The following is an 18501-nucleotide window of genomic DNA, read 5'->3' on the forward strand; positions in this document are numbered from 1 at the left end:
CCTACAATTCGCACTGGTCCGGACCACGCCAGCGGGCTTTTCCCGGTGGCGGCCCGGCCATTCCCAATACCGAAAAGCCAGCACACGCCCATGCCAAACACCGAACCCTCCTTGAAAGAACTTACGCTGCGCGGCGTCGTCCTGGGCGCCATCATTACGCTGATTTTCACGGCATCGAATGTCTACCTCGGGCTCAAGGTCGGGCTGACCTTCGCATCGTCGATTCCGGCCGCGGTCATTTCCATGGCGCTGCTGCGCGCCTTCAAGGATTCCAACATCCTGGAAAACAACATCGTCCAGACGCAGGCATCGGCCGCCGGGACCCTGTCGTCCATCATTTTCGTCTTGCCGGCCCTGCTCATGCTGGGGTACTGGCAAGGCTTTCCCGTGTTGCAGACCGCCATGATCTGCGCCTGCGGCGGGATACTCGGCGTCATCTTCACCGTGCCGCTGCGCCATGCCCTGGTGGTCAACAGCGACCTGCCATATCCGGAAGGCGTGGCGGCGGCCGAGATCCTGCGCGCCGGCAACCGCGAGGGCGGCGGCAACGGCCTGCGGGAAATCCTTGCCGGCGCAACGGTCGCGGGCGGCTTCAGCCTGCTCACCAATGGCTTCAAAGTCGCCGCCGACAGCGCAAGCTATTGGTTCAGCGCCGGACGCGCCATTTTTCAAGTGCCCATGGGATTTTCCTTCGCCCTGGTGGGCGCGGGCTATCTGGTAGGAATAGTGGGCGGCATGGCCATGCTGCTGGGCGTGCTGCTGTCGTGGGGCGTGGCGGTGCCCTGGCTGACGGCCATCGGTCCCATGCCGGAAGGCGCCTCGATGGCGGATTTCGCGGTGGGCGTATGGGTCTCCAAAGTCCGGCTGATCGGCGCGGGCATGATAGGCATCGCCGCGCTCTGGACTTTGCTGACATTGATCAAGCCCATGTACGAAGGCATGAAGATTTCTTTTTCGGTGCTCAGGAGCGGCCCGGGCGCCGCCACCCTTGCCCGCCGCGATACCGATCTGTCGCCCAGGACGCTGCTGCGCGTCACGCTGCTGATGCTGGCGCTGCTGGCGGGCACCTTTTATTCCTTTATTTCCACATCCGGCCTGCCGGCGGGCATGGCCTGGACACTGGTGCTGGTGGGTACGCTGGTATCGTTTCTCTTCGGCTTTCTGGTGGCCGCCGCCTGCGGCTACATGGCCGGCCTGGTCGGTTCGTCGGCCAGTCCCATTTCGGGCATCGCCATCATTTCCATCATCGCCATTTCCCTGATTTTCATTGGAATCGCCCAATCGCAGGGCCTGCTGGCCGACCCCGCCAATGTCCGGTTCTTTACCGCGCTGACGATTTTCTGCACCTCGGTGGTGGTGGCCGTCGCCGCCATCTCCAACGACAATCTGCAGGACCTCAAGACAGGCTGGCTGGTTCACGCCACCCCCTGGCGCCAGCAGGCCGCGCTGATCATCGGCTGCGTGGTGGGCGCCCTGGCCATTCCGCCCGTGCTTGAACTGCTGTACAACGCCTATGGGTTTCTTGGAGCCCTGCCGCGCAGCGACATGGATCCCTTGCAGGCGCTGGCCGCGCCGCAGGCCACCCTGATGATCACCATCGCCACCGGCCTGTTCGCCAGCACCCTGGACTGGACCTATATCCTGATCGGCATAGGCGGCGGGATCGCCGTCATTGTCATCGACGTGCTGCTGGGCCGCTACACCGCGCGTTGCCGCCTGCCCTCGCTGGCGGTGGCCATGGGCTTGTACTTGCCGCCCTCCATCGTGGTGGCGCTGTTCGTCGGCTCGCTGATTTCGTGGTTCGTGAAGCGGCGCATCCACGCCGCCAGCGGGGGCCGGCCGGCCGCCCTGAGCGCCCGGCTGGCGCAAGCGGAGCGCAAGGGCACCCTGTTCGCCTCCGGCCTTATCGTCGGCGAAAGCCTGATAGGCGTCGTGCTGGCCATGGTGATAGTCGTGTCGGTGGGATCCGGGGGCAGCGACGCTCCCCTGGCGCTGGTCGGACCGGGGTTTGCCACGGCGGGCAAATGGATAGGCCTGCTCGGCCTGCTTGCCATGTGCCTGATGTTCATCCGGCGCACGCTCAAGACGCGCTAGGCGCATCAGGCCGGGGCGTCCTGAACCGGAACGGCTAGCGGCGGCGCAAGGCCGGCGGCCCCGCGAACCCTCCCACTCCCGAGCAAGGTCATTGATTGAAACGGCTTTTTAGTTATTAAAAGTTACACCATAAAGAATGTTAAAGAGGTAGTGTAGCGACAACAACACACAGGTCATGCCGATCCACCTTATCGTTTCGCCATTCTTGGTCAACAACGGGGAGTGCATTCATGCAAGGTTCGACGCCGTATCAAACACTTAGAATCGTGAGCCATGTTGTTCTAGCTCTGGGAGGGCTGGCCATCTGTTATGCCGCCGTTATCGCAGTCAAGTACTGGTCCGGTATCGGTGTATGAGCGGAGGCCGACATGAATAAAAGGCAGACCCGCATTTTCGCCCTGGCCTCGACCGGCGTCGCCGTCGTGATTTTCCTGGGGCTCACCCTGGACAGCCATCGCCAGTTTCCCAAACTGACACATTCGGAAAATATCACCGATAGTGTCATCCGCGGGCAGAACGTCTGGCACAAGAACAACTGTATCAATTGCCACACCATACTCGGCGAGGGCGCCTATTACGCCCCCGACCTGACCAAGATCACCCAGCACCGCGGCACGCCTTATCTGACGGCCTTCCTGAAAGACCCCTCGCAGTTCTACGATGAAACCAAGCATCGCCGCCTGATGCCCAAACAAGACATCGACGACCAGGACATCGCCGACCTCATCGCCTTCATGGACTGGGTCAGCAAGGTCGACAACCAGGGCTGGCCGCCGCGCCCCATACTGGTGTCCGGCGGCTCCATACCAGGCACCGATCTATCAGTGGCGCAGCAGTCCGGCAACCCCGCGGCCACCAGCAAGCTGCCGCCGGGCGCCGCGCCCGTCAGCAGCGCCAACGATCCCGTTGCCCTGGGCGAGGCCCTTTTCCGCACTGCCACGCCGGCCTGTGCCGCCTGTCATTCCACCGCGCCGGGCGTGAACCTCGCCGGACCCACGCTGGCGGGCATCGCCACGCGCGCCCAGGAAACCATAGCCTCGCCCGAGTACAAAGGCAAGGCCAAGACCGCGGCGGAATTCATCCACGAATCCATCGTCGAGCCCAGCGCCTACCTGCATCCGGGCGCCATGTATTCGGCCAATGGCGCCTCGTTCATGCCGACCACTTATGCAAAGGATCTCAAACCGGAACAGATCGACCACCTGGTCGCCTACCTGGCAAGCTTCAAATGACACGCAAAAGAATCAGAACCGACATCTAGACTAGGAGTCGCCATGCGTTATAAATCTCAATCTGTTGCCTACTGGTATTTTGCACTTGCGCTGATCTTGTTCGGATTGCAAATCGTGTTCGGCCTGCTGTCGGCGACCAAGTACCTGGGGCCGGATCCCTTCCTGAACATCATGCCCTTCGATGTCACCAAGACCATCCACACCAATTTGCTGATCGTGTGGCTGCTGACCGGCTTCATGGGGGCCACCTACTGGATGGTGAGCGATGAATCGCGCAGCGAAATCTACAGCGTGAAGCTGGCTTATATCCAGCTGGCGCTATGGGCGGTCATGGGCGTGACCGCCGTGATCGGCTATTTCTTCCGCTACGGAACCGGCAACAAATTCCTCGAGCAGCCCCTGCCCCACAAGATCGTCATCGTCGTCGTGATGCTCATGTTCCTGTACAACATAGGCATGACCATCAAGCGATCGGGCCGGTTCACCACCACGGAGGGCGTGCTCCTGCTGGGCCTGGGCAGCTCCGCCGTCCTCTACCTGCCCGCCCTCCTGCACTACGAAAATTACATTGTCTCGATTTTTTATCGCTGGTGGACCATACACCTGTGGGTCGAAGGCGTGTGGGAAATGATACAGGCCTCCTTCCTGGCCTACCTGCTCATCCGCCTGTCGGGCGCGGACCGCGAGGTCATGGAAAAGTGGCTGTACGTCATCGTGGGCCTGGTGTTCATTGCCGGCATCCTGGGCACGGCGCACCACTACTATTGGATAGGCGTGCCGGCCTACTGGCTGCCCCTGGGCGGCTTTTTCAGCGCGCTGGAGCCCCTGGCCCTGCTGGGCATGGCCATGTATGCCTATTACGCCATGCGCCGCTCGGGGGTAAACCACCCCAACACCCTGGCCTTGCACTGGACCCTGGGCAGCGCCGTCTTCGGCCTGTTCGGCGCCGGGCTGCTCGGCCTGGCGCATACCTTTCCCGACATCAACAAATGGACGCACGGCACGCTGATTACCGCCATGCACGGGCACGCCGCCTTTTTCGGGGCCTACGCCATGATCGTGATGGCGATGATCTCGTATGCCATGCCATCCATGACCCGCGACAGCGATGAGCAGGGCAGCAGCATAGGCTATTGGGCGTTCTGGCTGCAGGTCAGCGGGATGTTCGGCATGACGCTGTCTTTCGCCACGGCGGGCATAGGGCAGGTCTACCTGGAACGGGTGCTGGGCATAGGCTACCTCGATGTGCAGCTGAAAATCCAGGTGCACTTCGTCATGCTGATCGCCTGCGCGTCCTTGTTCGCGATTGGCGTCGGCCTGTTCATCTATGATTTCTTCCGGCATGCGCCGCGCCTCGATGCCGCCGGCGTCGAAGCCGGCGCCACGCCTCTGGGCGTGGCGCCGGCAAGCGGCGGGCGGGCGGGCTGAGGTGGCGGAGCCCTACTACATCCCTTCGGGCGATGAAGTGGCGGTATTCGAGCAGTGCCACGCCCATCAGCTGGCGGTGATGCTCAAAGGGCCGACCGGCTGCGGCAAGACGCGCTTCGTGGAATACATGGCATGGCGGCTGGGCCGGCCCTTGATCACGGTTTCCTGCCACGACGACCTCAGCGCCGGCGATCTGGTCGGCCGCTACCTGATTCACCATGACGATACCGTCTGGCAGGACGGGCCGCTGGCCAGCGCCGCGCGCCATGGCGCCATCTGCTATCTGGATGAAGTGGTCGAAGCGCGCCAGGACACGGTGGTGGTCCTGCACTCGCTGACCGATTACCGGCGCACCTTGCCGCTGGAGAAAACCGGCGAACTCATCCATGCCGCCGCCGGCTTCCAACTGGTGGTGTCGTACAACCCGGGGTATCAACGCATGTTGAAAGACATGAAACCCAGCACGCGGCAGCGGTTTGTCGCCCTGGATTTCGACTTCCCGCCCGCCGAGCGCGAAATCGCCATCCTGGTGCACGAGGGCGGCGTCGACGCCGGCACGGCGCATGCGCTGGTCACGCTGACCCATAAGCTGCGCGGCCTGCAGGACCGCGGGCTGGCGGAGGTGCCCAGCACCCGCCTGCTGGTCGCCACGGCCAAGCTGATAGCCGGCGGCATTCCGCTGCGCCGGGCCTGCTATGCCGGGCTGGTTGCGCCCTTGTCGGACGACGGCTCGCTGGTCGGCGCCATGCGCGACCTGGTCGACCTGAGTTTTGCCTGAGCCGGCGCCCGGGGACTGGCGATGGCGGAAGCGGAAGACCTGATCACCGACGCCGCGCGCCATGCGACCATATTCGCCCGGCAGCTCTGGCAGCGCCGCCGCCACAAGCCGGACGCCCCCGGCATCATACAATTGGCCGATGTCGCCGACCGCGTGGATTTATTGATAGGCGCGGTCTTCGGGGTCCGCTACTCCCTGCGCGTCGCCCAGCCGGCCGCGCCTCGCACCGCGCTTGCGGCGCTATTCCGCAGGGGTGATCTGCCTCTGCCGGCGCGCGCCATACCGGCCACCGACGGCAGTTCCCTGTGGCTGCCTGGCGATTTCCAAAGCAGCGACTTCGACGCCAGCCTGGAACGGTTCCGCACCATGGCGCTGCAACAAGCCATGCGGGCGCGGCGCGGCGGCGTCCAGGCCATCGCCGCCCTGCCTTCGCCGCTCGAGCGCGATATCTGCCTGCTGCTGGAAGCCTGCGCCAGCGACGAGGCGCTGGCACGCATGCTGCCCGGCCTGGCCGATTCCATACACGCCCTGCGCGCCAGCGCGCTGGCGGCGCGGCCCCCCCTGGAGACGATTTCACCGTGGTACCGCCCTCTGGAACTGTTGCTGCGCTCCATATTGCAAAGCCGCTGCGGGGCGGCGCCGGACGGCATCGCCGGCTGCGCCACGCCGGCGCTGTCGATCGCGCGCGCGAGGCGGCTGGCGCCCCGGCTGGCCGCCATAGACCTGGCTTCGTCCAGATGGGGCGCCGCCGCCGTGCTCAAGGATTACTGGACCGGGGATGTCGTACCGGCCGCGGCGCCGGCCTCGGGCTTCAATGCCATGGACCAGGGCGACACTGGCGGGCCCGGCAAGCCGCCGCGCAGCGCCAGGCTGGCGCGCCGCCCCAAAGCGCGCGCCGCCGCCAAGGACGAAGACGACGAACGGCAAGGGGTCTGGATGGTACAGCCGTCCCAGCCCATGGAACATGCGGAAGACCCCATGGGCATGCAGCGGCCCACCGACCGGGACGAGCAAACGCCCGCCGAGGAGTTCGCCGATTCCCTTTCGGAATTGGCCGAGGCCAGGCTGGTTTCCACGCCGGGGCGCCCCAAGGACATCCTGCTGTCCGACGATCCGCCGGACGGCCATGCCACCACCCGGCCGGAAAGCATGCAGGCCGGGGCCGCCAGCGTCCATTATCCCGAATGGGATTACCGGCTCGGCGCCTACCGCGACCCCGGCACGACCGTGCACCTGCTGGCGCCCGGGGCCGCGTCCGCGGAATGGGTGGAGCAGACCCTGGAAAAGCACCGCTGCAGGCTGGACGTGATCCGCCGGCGCTTCGAAATGCTGAGGCCCGAGCGCACGCGGCTGCGCAAACAGCGGGAAGGCGACGGCATAGACCTGGCCGCCTACATCGAGGCGCTTGCGGACAGGCGCGCCGGCCGCGCCATGCCGCAAGCGCTTTACGAAAGCCAGCGCCCCGGCAAGCGCGATATGGCCATCATGCTGCTGATAGACATCAGCGGTTCCACCGATTCCTGGCTGTCGGCCACGCAGCGCGTCATCGACGTCGAGCGCGAAGCGCTGCTGCTGGTGTGCACGGCGCTCGAAGGGCTGGGCGAGCCCTACTCCGTCCAGGCATTCTCCGGCGAAGGGCCCCAGGGCGTCACGGTGAGCGCCGTCAAGCACTTCAATGAGCGCTACGACATGCAGATCGCCAGGCGCATCGCCGCCCTGGAGCCCGAGCGCTATACGCGCACCGGAGCCGCCCTGCGCCACGCCAGCATGCTGCTGATGAAAGAAGCGTCTCAGCACCGGCTGCTGCTGCTCCTGTCGGACGGCAAACCCAATGACGCCGACGATTATGAAGGGCGCTATGGCGTGGAGGACATGCGGCGCGCCGTCGGCGAAGCCAAGCTGCAAGGGATCTTTCCCTTCTGCCTGACCATAGACCGGCAAGCCGCCAGCTATCTGCCGGCCGTATTCGGGCCGCGCCAATATGCCCTGCTGCCCAAACCCGAACTGCTGCCCACCGTCCTGCTGGACTGGATGCGGCGCCTGCTGTCCCGCTAATAAGCGCGGCGCTCCCGGGTAATCCGGGAATTCATGGTTGCGCCTCCGGCGCCAGGCGTTCGCCCAGGAAGTCCAGGAAAGAGCGCACCGCCGGCACCAGGCCGCGGCGCGACGCGAACACCGCATGCACGATGCCGGGCTGGGGCGCCCAATGGGGCAGCACCAGCGCCAGCCTGCCGTCGGCGAGTTCATCGCGGCACATATAGTCGGGCAGGATGCCCATGCCTATGCCGCCCAGCACCGCGAACTTCAGCGTCAGAAGATCATCCGCGACAAAGGCGGGGCGATGCGTGACGGTATACTGCCCGCCGTTGGGGCCGAACAGCTGCCACAAGGCGCGCCCATCGTTGACCGACATTGATACCGAGTCCAGCAGCGTCAGGTCGCTGGGATCGCCGGGGCTGCCCTGGCGCTCGAGCTGCCGCGGGCTGGCCACCAGGAAGGCCTGGGTCAGGCCCAGGTGCTTGACGACGACGCTGCCGCTGTCGGCGAGCGACGAGCGCACGCGCAAGGCGACGTCCACCCCTTCTTCGACCAGATCGACCACGCGGTTGCTGACCTGCATGTGGACCTGGACCGCCGGATACTGCGCCAGATAGTCCGGCAGGATGGGGCCCAGCACGGTTTGCGCGACGGTCACCGGACATACCACCCGGACGATGCCGCGAGGTTCGGACTGCACGTGGGCGACCGCGGCGGCGGCGGCCTCGGCCTCGTCGCACATGGCGGCGCAGTGGCGGTAATACAGCTCGCCCGCCGTGGTCAGAGACAGTTTGCGCGTGGTGCGCTGGAGCAGCCGCACGCCCAGTTGCGCCTCCAGCCTGGCTATGCGCCGCGACAGCCGCGATTTGGGCAGGCCCAGCGCGCGCCCCGCCGCGGCGAAGCCGCCCGCGTTGACCACCTCGGCAAAATACAGCATGTCGTTCAAGTCTTGCATCGCCTTTCCATTCGCCTCAAATTCAGGACAATCTATCGCATTTTCACTGACTTATCAATGTCGCGGTGCGAATGCACAATGTGACCATGCATTGTTGCAAACCAACCCGGAGAAATCATGAAACTGCTGCATGTCGATTCAAGCATCAACGGCGCCAATTCCATTTCGCGCAAGCTCACCAAAGATATCGTGGCGCAATGGATGGCCGACCATCCCGGCACCGAGGTCCAATACCTGGACCTGGCCGCCGACACGCCCAGCCACTTTTCCAGCGACGCCATGGGTTTCCGCCTGCCGCCTTCGACCGAGGCCTTGACCGACGCCCAGCGCCGCGAAAATGCCCTGTCCGAAGCCCTGGTTTCGCAATTCCTGGCCGCCGACGTGATTGTAGTGGGCGCCCCCCTGTACAACTTCTCGATACCCAGCCAGCTCAAATCCTGGATAGACCGCCTTGCCCAGGCAGGCCGCACATTCAGCTATACCGAAAACGGCCCGGTGGGCCTGGCCAAGGGCAAGACCGTGATCGCGGCGCTTAGCCGGGGCGGCATCTACTCGACCAGCGAAGCCGGCCGCGCCATGGAACACCAGGAAACCTATCTGAAGACCATATTTGGTTTCTTCGGCATCACCGATGTGCGCGTCGTGCGCGCCGAAGGCACCGCCATGGGCGCCGAGAGCCTTGCAAACGCCTTGCAGACGGCGGATGAATGCATCAAGGTCCTGGCCACCAGCTCGTTCGTCCCCGAATCGGCCGAAGCCGCGGCCTGAGTCCGGCGCCGGCAGCGCGCTGCCGGCCGCCTTGCCCGCCTGGCGGCCGGATTTCAATCAGGGGCTACAATCAAGCCAGCCGTCTCGACCCTGAACCAATCCTGGTCCCGGGCCAGACGCACAGATTGCCTGCCTATTGTGACCCCCCTCTCCTTTTCCTCCCTGCCGCTTTCGCGCGCCATACTCGATAATCTTGATAACCTCGGTTACCAGGCCATGACGCCCATCCAGGCGCAAGCCCTGCCGCTCATCGTGGCGGGCCGCGACCTGATCGCGCAAGCCAAAACCGGCAGCGGCAAGACCGCCGCATTCGGCCTGGGCATAGTCCATACCCTGGACGCGGCCCTGTCGGCAACGCAGGCCCTGGTGCTGTGCCCCACCCGCGAACTGGCCGAACAGGTCGCCAATGAACTGCGGCGCCTGGCCCGCGCCGTGGGCAATACCAAGATCATCACGCTATGCGGCGGCACCCCGATACGCCCGCAGGTCGAATCGCTGAAGTTCGGCGCCCATATCGTGGTCGCCACGCCGGGCCGGCTGATGGACCATATCGATCGCGGCACGGTGGATCTATCCGGCATCCGCAGCCTGGTGCTGGATGAAGCCGACCGCATGCTGGACATGGGCTTTTACGATGATGTGACCCACATCGTCGGCGCCTGCCCGGCCCAGCGCCAGACCCTGCTGTTCTCGGCCACCTATGCCGACGACATCCGCAAGGCCAGCGCCCGATTCCTGAAGAAGCCGGCCGAGGTCAAGGTGGAGTCGGTCCACGACGCCAGCCAGATCGAGCAGCTATTCTATGAAATAGAGCCCGGCCGCCGCCTCGCCGTGGTGGGACAGCTGCTGGAACACTTCCGGCCGGTTTCCACCCTGGCGTTTTGCAACACCAAGGCGCAATGCCGCGAACTGATGCAGTACCTGGAATCACGCGGCTTCAGCGCCCTGGCGCTGCACGGCGACCTCGAGCAGCGCGAGCGCGAAGACGTGCTGGTGCAATTCTCCAACCGCAGTTGCTCGGTGCTGGTGGCCACCGATGTCGCCGCGCGCGGCCTGGACATCCAGACACTGGACGCGGTGATCAATGTCGACGTCACGCCGGACGCCGAAGTCCATATACACCGCATCGGCCGCAGCGGCCGCGGGCAGGCCAAAGGCCTGGCGCTGAGCCTGTGCTCGCCCGACGAAATGCGCTGGGCCAGCCAGATCGAGAAATATCAGGGGCAGCCCATAGTCTGGGCCAGCCCCGGCACCCTGAAGCCCGCGCCGGGCGGCCGCTTGAACCCGCCCATGATCACGCTTTGCGTCCAAGGCGGCAAAAAGGACAAGCTGCGGCCCGGGGATCTGCTGGGGGCGCTGACCAAGGACGCCGGCTTCGCCGCCGACCAGATCGGCAAGATCAATATCCTGGAATTCGTCAGCTTCGTCGCGCTGGACCGGCGGATAGCGAAAGAAGCCTTTGCCAAGCTGAGCGCCGGCAACATCAAGGGCCGACGCTTCAGGATGCGCTTCATGTCGGAAATCTGAGCTTAAAGCTTAAAGTCGCTCTTTCAGCCAGTGCCCGAGCTTGGCCGCCTTGGTGCTCAGGTAGTTTTCATTGAAGGGGTTGCGATTCACCTGGATGGGGATGCGCTCCACTATTGGCACCCCCAGGCTTTCCAGCGTATCCACCTTGCGCGGATTGTTGGTCATCAGGCGCAAAGACGCGATGCCGAAATGATCCAGCATGGGCTTGCATAAATCATAGCGGCGCATGTCCGCCGGGAAACCCAGCTGCTCGTTGGCCTCGACCGTATCCGCCCCCGCGTCCTGCAAGCGGTAGGCGCGTATCTTGTTCACCAGCCCGATGCCGCGCCCTTCCTGGCGCATGTACAGCAAAGCGCCGCGGCCTTGCGCCGCAATCGCCTTGAGCGCCGTTTCAAGCTGGGCGCCGCAATCGCAGCGCTGGCTGAACAAGGCGTCGCCCGTGAGGCATTCCGAATGCACGCGCGCCAGCACCGGCTCGCCGTCGCCGACCTCGCCCAGGGTGAGCATCAGGTGCTCTTTGCCGGTGGCAGCTTCGACGAAGACATGGATGCCGAACGTCGCCCAGGGGGTGGGCAGCTTGCTCGATGTGATGTAGTCCAGCTGCTGGCCCGCCGGCCCGCCCGGCTCATCGCCCGATTTTTCGTTTTCTACTAAGCCAGCGTCAGCGCCGTGCAAGGGCAGCATAAATAACCTCAAAACAGAAAGAAACCCGAGGTTAACACTCTTGGGCGGCGGTGCCGCGCAGGCCCGGACTCCGGGCGCACCGCAGGCTTGAGCTCGCTTGCGGCTCCGATGGAAGCCGCAAGCACAAGCCTAATGATACTTCCGCAATGAGGCCGGGAGTAGTAGGCGCTGCCGGTTTTCACCGTCCCGCCAGCCGGACAATCAGACCTTGACCCCCAGGTACTTCTCGATGACGGTATTGTCGCCATGCAATTCGGCCGGTGTTCCCTCGTACACCATGTGGCCGTTGTTGATGATGTAGCAGCGATGGGCCAGCGACAAGGCGGCGCGCACGTTCTGCTCCACGATGACTATGGTATTCCCGCTTTGAGCCAGCTTGCGGCAGACCTCGATCAGGTCGCGCACGATCAGTGGGGCCAGGCCCTCAAAAGGCTCGTCGAGCAGGATGATGCTGGCGTTGCGTATCATGGCGCGGGCGATGGCCAGCATTTGCTGCTCGCCGCCCGAAAGCTGCTTGCCGCGGTTGCGCCTGCGCTCGGCCAGGCGCGGGAAGGTTTCGTAAATTTCTTCCAGCGAACGGGCTTGCGGCGCCGTCATCGCGGCCAGCTGCAGGTTTTCCTGGACCGTGATCTGCCCGAAAATGCGCCGCTCCTCCGGCACCAGCTGGATGCCGCGCTTGGCCAATTGATAGGGGGGAAGGTGCTGCACTTCGACGCCGTTATGGCGGATGACGCCGCTCTTGGGCTGCACCATCCCCATCAGGGACTTGAGCGTCGTGCTCTTGCCTGCTCCATTGCGCCCCAGCAGGGCCACCACCTCGTTTTCCTCCACGCGCATGGAGACATCGAAAAGGATGTGGGAATCCCCGTAGTAGCTGTTGATTTTGTCGACCTCAAGCAGACTCATGCTCGTCCATCCCTCCGAGATAGGCTGCCTGCACAGCGGGATCCATCCGAATTTCGTCGGGGGTGCCCTCTGCCAGCTTGCGGCCTTCATATAGTACGGTGATGCGCTCGGCCAGTTCGAACATGGCGTCCATGTCGTGCTCGACGATGACCATGCTGCGGCCTTTGCGTATCGATTTAAGTAAAGCGACGACGTGTATGCGTTCCTCCGGCCCCAGGCCGGCCAGGGGCTCGTCGAACAGCAGCACATTGGCGCCGGTGGCCAGGGCGAGGCCGATTTCCAGCCGGCGCTTTTCGCCATAAGGAAGCTCGGAAACCAGGGTATCGGCCTGGTGCGTAAGCCCCACCAGCTCGATCGCGGCATTGACCTGCCCGTCCAGGCCTTCCGAGCGATGCAGGCCGCGCAGCATATCGCCGCGGAACTTGCCGCGGCTGCGCGCCAGAACCGGGATCATGGCGTTCTGCCTGACAGTGAGCGACTCGAAAAGCTGGTTGATCTGGTAGCTCTTGCTCATGCCCAGCTGGCAGACCGCCGTGACGCCGATGCCGGTGATCTCCTGGCCGCGGAAGAACACCTGGCCAGTGGTCGTCGCCAGCTCGCCCGCCAGCATGGCGAAGAAAGTCGATTTGCCGGCGCCGTTGGGGCCGATGACGCCGCGCAGCTCGCCCTCGGCCAAGGCGAAGGTTACATCGTTGACCGCCGTCAGGCCGCCATATTGCTTGGTGATGCCGCGGGCTTCGAGTACCGGCGCGCCCACGCGCCCTCCCGCCGCCGGCGCGACGATATCGAGCTGCGAGCTGACCTTGGAATCGGCCTCCGGATCGACCACCTGGCTGCTGCGGCGGCGGCGCTTGACGTAATCGAGCACGCCGCCGGCCACGCCATGGCGGAACACGGTGACCAGCACCACGAACACGATGCCGAGTATCAGCTTCCAGTAGGCGCCGATATTCGCCACCTGCTGCAGCCCTTCGTACAGGTAAAGCCAGATGGTGGCGCCAAACAGCGGCCCCAGCAAGGTTCCCGCGCCGCCCATGACCGTCTGGATCACCAGCTGCGACGAGGTATCCAGCGCGAAGGCGTCCGGCGGCATATAAGCCTGGAACACCCCGAGCAGCCCGCCGGCCAGGCCGCCATACGCCGCGGCGATCACAAAAACCGTCAGCTTGTAGTTCTGTATGGCGTGGCCCAGGGCCATGGCGCGCTTGGGATTGCCGCGTATGGCCTTGAGCACCGCGCCGAAGGGCGAACGGACGATGCGGCGCGCGATGAGGTAGCCGACGAAAAAGAAGATCGCCACGAACCAGTACATGGGCCAGCCGCTGGAAATATGGATGGTCGTGAAGCCCAGGTCTATTTCCGGCGGAGGCACGCCGGCAATGCCGTTCTCGCCCCCCGTGTAGCGCTTGAAGGACGAATTCTGCAGGAAGTAGAACATCTCGCCGAAGGCCAGCGTGCTCATTGCAAAATAGATGCCCGTGCGCCGCAGGGTCAGGTAGCCGATGACCAGCCCGGCAAACGCCGCCACCACCGTCCCGATCAGCAGGGCCAGCAGCATATGCGGCACCAGGCCGGAAGTCAGCAGATAGGCCGCCACGAAGCCGCCCGTTCCGTAGAAAGCCGCCTGGCCGAAGGACAGCAGGCCGGTGTAGCCGAACAGCAGATCGAAGCCCAGGCCGAACAGACCCCAGATCAATATGCGCGTCAGCAGATCGGGGCTCATGCCCAGATACGGCAGCGCGAATGGCGCGGCAAGCAGACAGACGCCCACGATCAGTTCGGGCAGTTGGCGGCGCGCAAAGGCGCCAGGTAGATTATGCGTGCTCATTCGCGGCCCTCCTGGCCCATCAAGCCCTGCGGACGGAAGATGAGCACCAGGGCCATCACGACGAACAGCATCACATCAGAATAGGCGGGATCAAACATGGAAGTCAGGCTGAGAATTTCGCCCGCGATGATGCCGCCGATGATGGCGCCGGGAAACGACCCCACACCGCCAATGACGACAACCACGAACGAATCGACGAGTATCCGGTGCCCCATATCGGGCGCCAGGGTGACAATCGGGGAATCGATCACGCCGGCATAGCCGGCCGCCATGGCGCCGATGCCGAACACCAGCAGGAAAGTGCGTTTGACATTGATGCCCAGGACATTGACCATTTGCGAGTCTTCAATTCCGGCGCGCACGATCAGCCCCAGGCTGGTGCGGTACAGGATGAAATACAGCACCCCCAGCGTGCCGGCGGCGATCGCCAGGGCCTGCAGGCGATACAGCGGATAGACCAGCGATCCGATATGGACTATGCCCTGCCCCCATGCGGGGGTCGGCACGGACTGGCTGATGCCGCCATAGATGGCGCGCACGGCCTCGATGAGAATGATGCCTATGCCAAAGGTCACCAGGATCTGGTCTTCGGGCGGACGGCCGTAATACAGGCGCATCAGGCCGCGCTCGATGACCAGGCCGACGAACAGCGTGACCAGCGCGCCGGCGACAATGGCGATGACGAACGAATCCGTCATGCCATAGGCCGTAAAGCCGGCATAGGCCCCGACGACGAACAGGGCGCCATGCGCGAAATTCACAACACCGAGCGTGCCGTAGATAATGGTCAAACCGGTACTGATAAGCGCCAGCAACAGGCCTGTTGCCAGCCCGTTGAATAGCTGCGACAAGAACAACGACATGCTCGGCATTCAAGCTCCTCCTTTTGCGGTAAGTGCGCTAAACGCAGTCGCTAAACCTATGCGTACGCGCCCAGCTTGCAGCCCAGGACACCCAAAGCCGGTACGACATCGGCGCCATTGATCACTTCGACGATATCGAACAGGTCTTCCTTGCTTTTCATATCGGCCGGTTTCTTGCCGCGCACGATGGGGAAGTTGATGATGCCCTGGTGGTCTTCCCCGCGGAAGTAGACCTCGCCGACGGGGCCCTGGCGCTTCTCGCCCTTTTCGTAGGCCTTGATCACGTCGGGCGGATAGAAGCTGCCCGCGCGCTCGCAGGCGTCGGCCCACAATGCCGTCTGCAAATAGGCGATGTAGGCGGAATCATGGGGCTTGCCGCCGAACTTCTTCTCGAAGGCCTCGACAAAATCCTTGGCGATCGGGTATTTGTCCTGCAGCGTCCACCAGAAGCCGGTCGCGCCGTACACGCCCTGCATGATTTCCGGCCCGACCTCCTCGCCCAGGAAGGGCGCCATGTAAGGCACGACCAGCGACATCTTGTCGAGGATGCCGAACTGCTTGGCCTGCTTGATCGAGTTGGCGGCGTCGGCGCCGTAGGCCACGACGACCAGGGTGTCGGCATCGCTGTTGGCGATATTGATCAGGTATGAGCTGTAATCCTTGGCGCCCAGGGGGTGCACCTGTTCGCCGACCGTCTTCCAGCCCTGCTTCTCCGTGAACTCGACCATCGAGTCGTAGGTGGTGTGGCCATAGGTGTAGTCGGGAACCAGGTAGATGGCCTTGCGGTCCTTGCCCAGGTTCTTGGCCAGCACCGGCGCGATCGCCTTGGAAGCCGAATAGGCGAAATGGCACAGGCGGAACCCGTAGCGCTGGCAATCGACGCCGGTGGTTTCATTGGAGCCGCTGATGGCCGAGAGGTAGATCGTCTTTTCGCGGTCGCAGACTTTCTGCAGCGCAATCGCCACAGCGCTGCTGACGCTGCCGGAGATCATCATGGCCTTGTTGTCGTGGATGAAGCGGCTGGCGGCCTGGACCGCGGTGTTGGGCTTGGTTTCGGCGTCCGCCACACCGGACTTGACCGTCTTGCCCAGAATGCCTTTCTTGGTCAGCGGCGAAATTTTCCTGATCTGCTCGGCCCCGGCGTTCAGTTGCTCGATAGCCAGTTCATAGCCCTTGCGCTCGTCGGCGCCCTCGGCCGAATAGGGTCCGGTCAGATCGAGCGTCAGTCCTACGAACACCGAATCGCCCGCCACGCCCGCCGGATAGTTGCCCACCGGCTTCTTTTCATCCGCTGCCAGGGCGACGCCCGGCAGCCCGGGCACCAGCGCGGCGGCCGCCGTGCCCGCGCCCATCTTCAACATGGAGCGGCGGCCTACGCCCGCCCTCGCGCTATTGCTTGATTTTCTGTCGTCCATCCTGTTTCTCCTTTGTGATGTGCCAAAAATGGTGCTTGTGCCGCCGCCGGTCTGTTTGCCGGCTTGAAGACTACCGGGCAATGCCTCGCCCGCCCGCTTTTCCCCGTATTTATATCGTTCTACGATATCGTAAAGCGATATGATTAACCGCAGACTTCCGGCATAAAATGCCGGAATGGTCGGTCTAGGGAAACTTTGCTACAAAATGCTTGTCTCGTATTTATTGCCGTCTTGCATACGCGGATGCGGCGGCGTTAATTATTCAGCCCGGCTGCGCAATTGCGCGCATGCCATCAAGCCAGTATTAGAAATACAATTTGAAACTTACGCAGAACTTACATAACAAACACCGTCGCGCCGTCCCGGGATGCATACGCCTATGCGGGCGCAAACCGCAACATGCAAAACGCGGATAAAATCAAGGCTCGCGCCGCGGCGGCGCCGCAACACGGCGGGTGTCGCGGCTTAACCTGAAAGATACGAAATTTGAATACCACACCAAACGAATCCTGGGGATTCCTGCATCCCGAATGCCACGGCCAGAAGGCCTTGATGTTTTTCAGCTGGGATCTGGCCAAAACCATAGAGCAGCAGTTCACCCTGCATGCGCAGTCCCCGCTGTCCGTACAATTGTTCGAAGCGCAAAAGGCCGTTGACCGCCTGCTGAACCAATACGTGCAGATCCAGGCCAATCCCGGCGCCTTCGAAGGCCAGACCATCCTGCTGCAGCTGGAGCGCGACGATTCCGACCCGGAAACGGCGCCCGTCCTGGCTCTGCAGACCTCGCCCCATCTTGAACAACTGATCATCGAAATGCAGGCTCAGCAGCACGCGTCGCGCAGCATCAACTAAGCCTTGCCCCTTATCATCCGCCTACGCCTTCAACCAGGGAGTCAACATGACTACAAAGCAATGGGGCTATGAACGCGCCGACTGTCGCGGCAGCTACGCGCTAAGCCTGTTCCTGGACGACATGGATGTGCTGATCACCCACTACGCCAGCCAGACGCCCGAGCAGCCCGAGACCGTGCTTTTCCAGGCCCAAGCCGCCGCCAACAAACTGCTCCAGGCCTACGAAAAAAACGCCCGCAACACCTCCGCCTTCGTCAATCAGTTCATCGAGATCAAATCGACCGTGGACGCCGAAGGCAAGCTGCTGCTCGTGCCCATCTTTTCGTCCGGCCTGAAACAGAAGCTGATAGCACTGCTCAAGCGCAGCAATGAAACCAGCATGCATTGAATGGGCGCTCCGCGCCGCGAACCCATAGCCGCCGCAGCCATGGCCACGAATACCGTCCGCATCCGCGTCTGGGATCTTCCCACCCGCCTGTTCCACTGGGTGCTGGTGTGCTGCGTCATCGGCTCGTACATTACCGTCAAGCTTGGCGGCTTGTGGATGGACTGGCACGTCTGGCTGGGGCTGGTCACCCTGGGGTTGATGGCCTTTCGCCTGGTATGGGGCCTGGTAGGCCCGCGCTATGCCCGCTTCAGCCAGTTCCTGCGCGGCCCCGCGGCCGCCTGGCGCTATCTGCGCGGGCAATCGGCCCATCTCGCGGGCCACAATCCACTGGGCGCCTATTCGGTCATGGCGCTTTTGCTGTCCATAGGCTTCCAGGCGGTCAGCGGGCTGTTCGCCAACGACGACGTCCTGACCTCCGGGCCGCTGGCCTATTTGAGCGACGAATGGTCCTCCACCCTGACCGGGCTGCACAAGCTCAACGAGTGGGTCATGATCGCCCTGATCGCCCTGCATGTCGCGGCCATCCTGTGGTATCGCCTGAAACGCCATCAGGATCTGCTCGGCCCCATGATCCATGGGGATGCCGAGGTCGCCGCTGAGCCGGGCGCGCCTGTTCAAGGCGCGCAGGACACCTGGCTGGTGCGCCTGGGAGCGGCGGCCCTGGCCGCGGCGATCGCGGCCGGCGTCTGGTGGCTGACCACCCTCGCGCCGGCGGGCGGGGCTTTCTACTAGCGCCTGAAACCGTT

16 protein-coding genes are annotated in these 18501 nt (G+C 63.7%); 10 read left to right on the top strand and 6 right to left on the bottom strand.

All coding sequences use genetic code 11. The annotated features are described in order from the left end of the window. The first annotated feature begins 90 nt into the window (after window positions 1-90). The 5 genes from BUB23_RS02470 to BUB23_RS02490 all read left to right on the top strand — a co-directional run bounded on the left by BUB23_RS02470 (window position 91) and on the right by BUB23_RS02490 (window position 7587). Window positions 91-2094, top strand: a complete 2004-nt coding sequence (locus tag BUB23_RS02470; protein WP_073101465.1) for an OPT family oligopeptide transporter — start codon at window positions 91-93, stop codon at window positions 2092-2094. Between the two features lie 368 nt (window positions 2095-2462). Further along, window positions 2463-3326: a c-type cytochrome gene (locus BUB23_RS02475; protein WP_073101466.1), complete on the top strand. Its 864-nt coding sequence runs from the start codon at window positions 2463-2465 to the stop codon at window positions 3324-3326. Between the two features lie 42 nt (window positions 3327-3368). Further along, the gene (locus BUB23_RS02480) at window positions 3369-4754 is read left to right on the top strand and encodes a cbb3-type cytochrome c oxidase subunit I (protein WP_084135643.1); all 1386 of its coding nucleotides are present in this window, start codon (window positions 3369-3371) and stop codon (window positions 4752-4754) included. Continuing rightward, on the top strand, window positions 4654-5532 hold the full coding sequence (locus tag BUB23_RS02485; RefSeq protein ID WP_425439512.1) for a CbbQ/NirQ/NorQ/GpvN family protein: 879 nt from the start codon (window positions 4654-4656) through the stop codon (window positions 5530-5532). Before BUB23_RS02480 ends, BUB23_RS02485 begins: the two co-directional genes overlap by 101 nt. Before the next feature lie 21 nt (window positions 5533-5553). After that, on the top strand, window positions 5554-7587 hold the full coding sequence (locus BUB23_RS02490; protein WP_073101467.1) for a nitric oxide reductase activation protein NorD: 2034 nt from the start codon (window positions 5554-5556) through the stop codon (window positions 7585-7587). Window positions 7588-7618: 31 nt separating this feature from the next. On the opposite strand, the gene BUB23_RS02495 is transcribed toward BUB23_RS02490, so the two are convergent. Continuing rightward, window positions 7619-8524 (bottom strand): LysR family transcriptional regulator, encoded by a 906-nt coding sequence (locus BUB23_RS02495; protein WP_073101468.1) that lies wholly within the window; start codon window positions 8522-8524, stop codon window positions 7619-7621. A gap of 117 nt (window positions 8525-8641) precedes the next feature. On the opposite strand from BUB23_RS02495, the gene BUB23_RS02500 reads away from it, so the two are divergent. Beyond that, window positions 8642-9292, top strand: coding sequence for an FMN-dependent NADH-azoreductase (locus BUB23_RS02500; protein WP_073101469.1), 651 nt, complete (start codon window positions 8642-8644; stop codon window positions 9290-9292). A 138-nt stretch (window positions 9293-9430) separates the two neighbouring features. Then, window positions 9431-10819, top strand: coding sequence for an ATP-dependent RNA helicase DbpA (gene dbpA, locus BUB23_RS02505; RefSeq protein ID WP_073101470.1), 1389 nt, complete (start codon window positions 9431-9433; stop codon window positions 10817-10819). Window positions 10820-10828: 9 nt separating this feature from the next. Here dbpA and ribA read toward each other — a convergent pair whose 3' ends face one another. The 5 genes from ribA to BUB23_RS02530 form a co-directional block, all read right to left on the bottom strand. Continuing rightward, the gene (gene ribA / locus BUB23_RS02510) at window positions 10829-11500 is read right to left on the bottom strand and encodes a GTP cyclohydrolase II (protein ID WP_425439517.1); all 672 of its coding nucleotides are present in this window, start codon (window positions 11498-11500) and stop codon (window positions 10829-10831) included. A gap of 204 nt (window positions 11501-11704) precedes the next feature. Next, complete coding sequence (locus BUB23_RS02515; RefSeq protein ID WP_073101471.1) at window positions 11705-12409, bottom strand: ABC transporter ATP-binding protein; 705 nt, start codon at window positions 12407-12409, stop codon at window positions 11705-11707. Then, window positions 12396-14237 carry a branched-chain amino acid ABC transporter ATP-binding protein/permease gene (locus BUB23_RS02520; protein ID WP_073101472.1) on the bottom strand — a complete coding sequence of 614 codons (1842 nt, stop codon included), beginning with the start codon at window positions 14235-14237 and terminating at the stop codon, window positions 12396-12398. Before BUB23_RS02520 ends, BUB23_RS02515 begins: the two co-directional genes overlap by 14 nt. Further along, window positions 14234-15109, bottom strand: a complete 876-nt coding sequence (locus BUB23_RS02525) for a branched-chain amino acid ABC transporter permease (protein ID WP_073101473.1) — start codon at window positions 15107-15109, stop codon at window positions 14234-14236. Before BUB23_RS02525 ends, BUB23_RS02520 begins: the two co-directional genes overlap by 4 nt. 47 nt (window positions 15110-15156) lie before the next feature. Next, a complete protein-coding gene (locus BUB23_RS02530) occupies window positions 15157-16515 on the bottom strand; it encodes a substrate-binding protein (protein ID WP_073101474.1) in 1359 nt (452 codons plus the stop codon). Window positions 16516-17001: 486 nt separating this feature from the next. Here BUB23_RS02530 and BUB23_RS02535 point away from each other — a divergent pair, with 486 nt between their 5' ends. Genes BUB23_RS02535 through BUB23_RS02545 form a run of 3 tightly spaced genes read left to right on the top strand, consistent with a single transcriptional unit; the run spans window position 17002 to window position 18487 of the window. After that, a complete protein-coding gene (locus BUB23_RS02535; RefSeq protein ID WP_073101475.1) occupies window positions 17002-17367 on the top strand; it encodes a hypothetical protein in 366 nt (121 codons plus the stop codon). A gap of 46 nt (window positions 17368-17413) precedes the next feature. After that, window positions 17414-17755: a hypothetical protein gene (locus tag BUB23_RS02540; RefSeq protein WP_073101476.1), complete on the top strand. Its 342-nt coding sequence runs from the start codon at window positions 17414-17416 to the stop codon at window positions 17753-17755. A 39-nt stretch (window positions 17756-17794) separates the two neighbouring features. Further along, complete coding sequence (locus tag BUB23_RS02545; RefSeq protein WP_073101652.1) at window positions 17795-18487, top strand: cytochrome b/b6 domain-containing protein; 693 nt, start codon at window positions 17795-17797, stop codon at window positions 18485-18487. The last annotated feature ends 14 nt before the right edge of the window (window positions 18488-18501 follow it).

It is taken from the genome of Pollutimonas bauzanensis (assembly GCF_900129885.1).
GTDB classification, from domain to species: Bacteria; Pseudomonadota; Gammaproteobacteria; order Burkholderiales; family Burkholderiaceae_B; genus Pollutimonas; species Pollutimonas bauzanensis.

Coding starts and splice junctions, on each gene's coding strand:
- BUB23_RS02490 (WP_073101467.1), top strand. CDS start 5,554: ATGGCGGAAGCGGAAGACCTGATCACCGACGCCGCGCGCCATGCGACC.
- BUB23_RS02530 (WP_073101474.1), bottom strand. CDS start 16,515: ATGGACGACAGAAAATCAAGCAATAGCGCGAGGGCGGGCGTAGGCCGC.
- BUB23_RS02480 (WP_084135643.1), top strand. CDS start 3,369: ATGCGTTATAAATCTCAATCTGTTGCCTACTGGTATTTTGCACTTGCG.
- BUB23_RS02540 (WP_073101476.1), top strand. CDS start 17,414: ATGACTACAAAGCAATGGGGCTATGAACGCGCCGACTGTCGCGGCAGC.
- BUB23_RS02475 (WP_073101466.1), top strand. CDS start 2,463: ATGAATAAAAGGCAGACCCGCATTTTCGCCCTGGCCTCGACCGGCGTC.
- BUB23_RS02520 (WP_073101472.1), bottom strand. CDS start 14,237: ATGAGCACGCATAATCTACCTGGCGCCTTTGCGCGCCGCCAACTGCCC.
- BUB23_RS02545 (WP_073101652.1), top strand. CDS start 17,795: ATGGCCACGAATACCGTCCGCATCCGCGTCTGGGATCTTCCCACCCGC.
- BUB23_RS02485 (WP_425439512.1), top strand. CDS start 4,654: ATGATTTCTTCCGGCATGCGCCGCGCCTCGATGCCGCCGGCGTCGAAG.
- BUB23_RS02515 (WP_073101471.1), bottom strand. CDS start 12,409: ATGAGTCTGCTTGAGGTCGACAAAATCAACAGCTACTACGGGGATTCC.
- BUB23_RS02470 (WP_073101465.1), top strand. CDS start 91: ATGCCAAACACCGAACCCTCCTTGAAAGAACTTACGCTGCGCGGCGTC.
- BUB23_RS02500 (WP_073101469.1), top strand. CDS start 8,642: ATGAAACTGCTGCATGTCGATTCAAGCATCAACGGCGCCAATTCCATT.
- BUB23_RS02495 (WP_073101468.1), bottom strand. CDS start 8,524: ATGCAAGACTTGAACGACATGCTGTATTTTGCCGAGGTGGTCAACGCG.
- BUB23_RS02525 (WP_073101473.1), bottom strand. CDS start 15,109: ATGCCGAGCATGTCGTTGTTCTTGTCGCAGCTATTCAACGGGCTGGCA.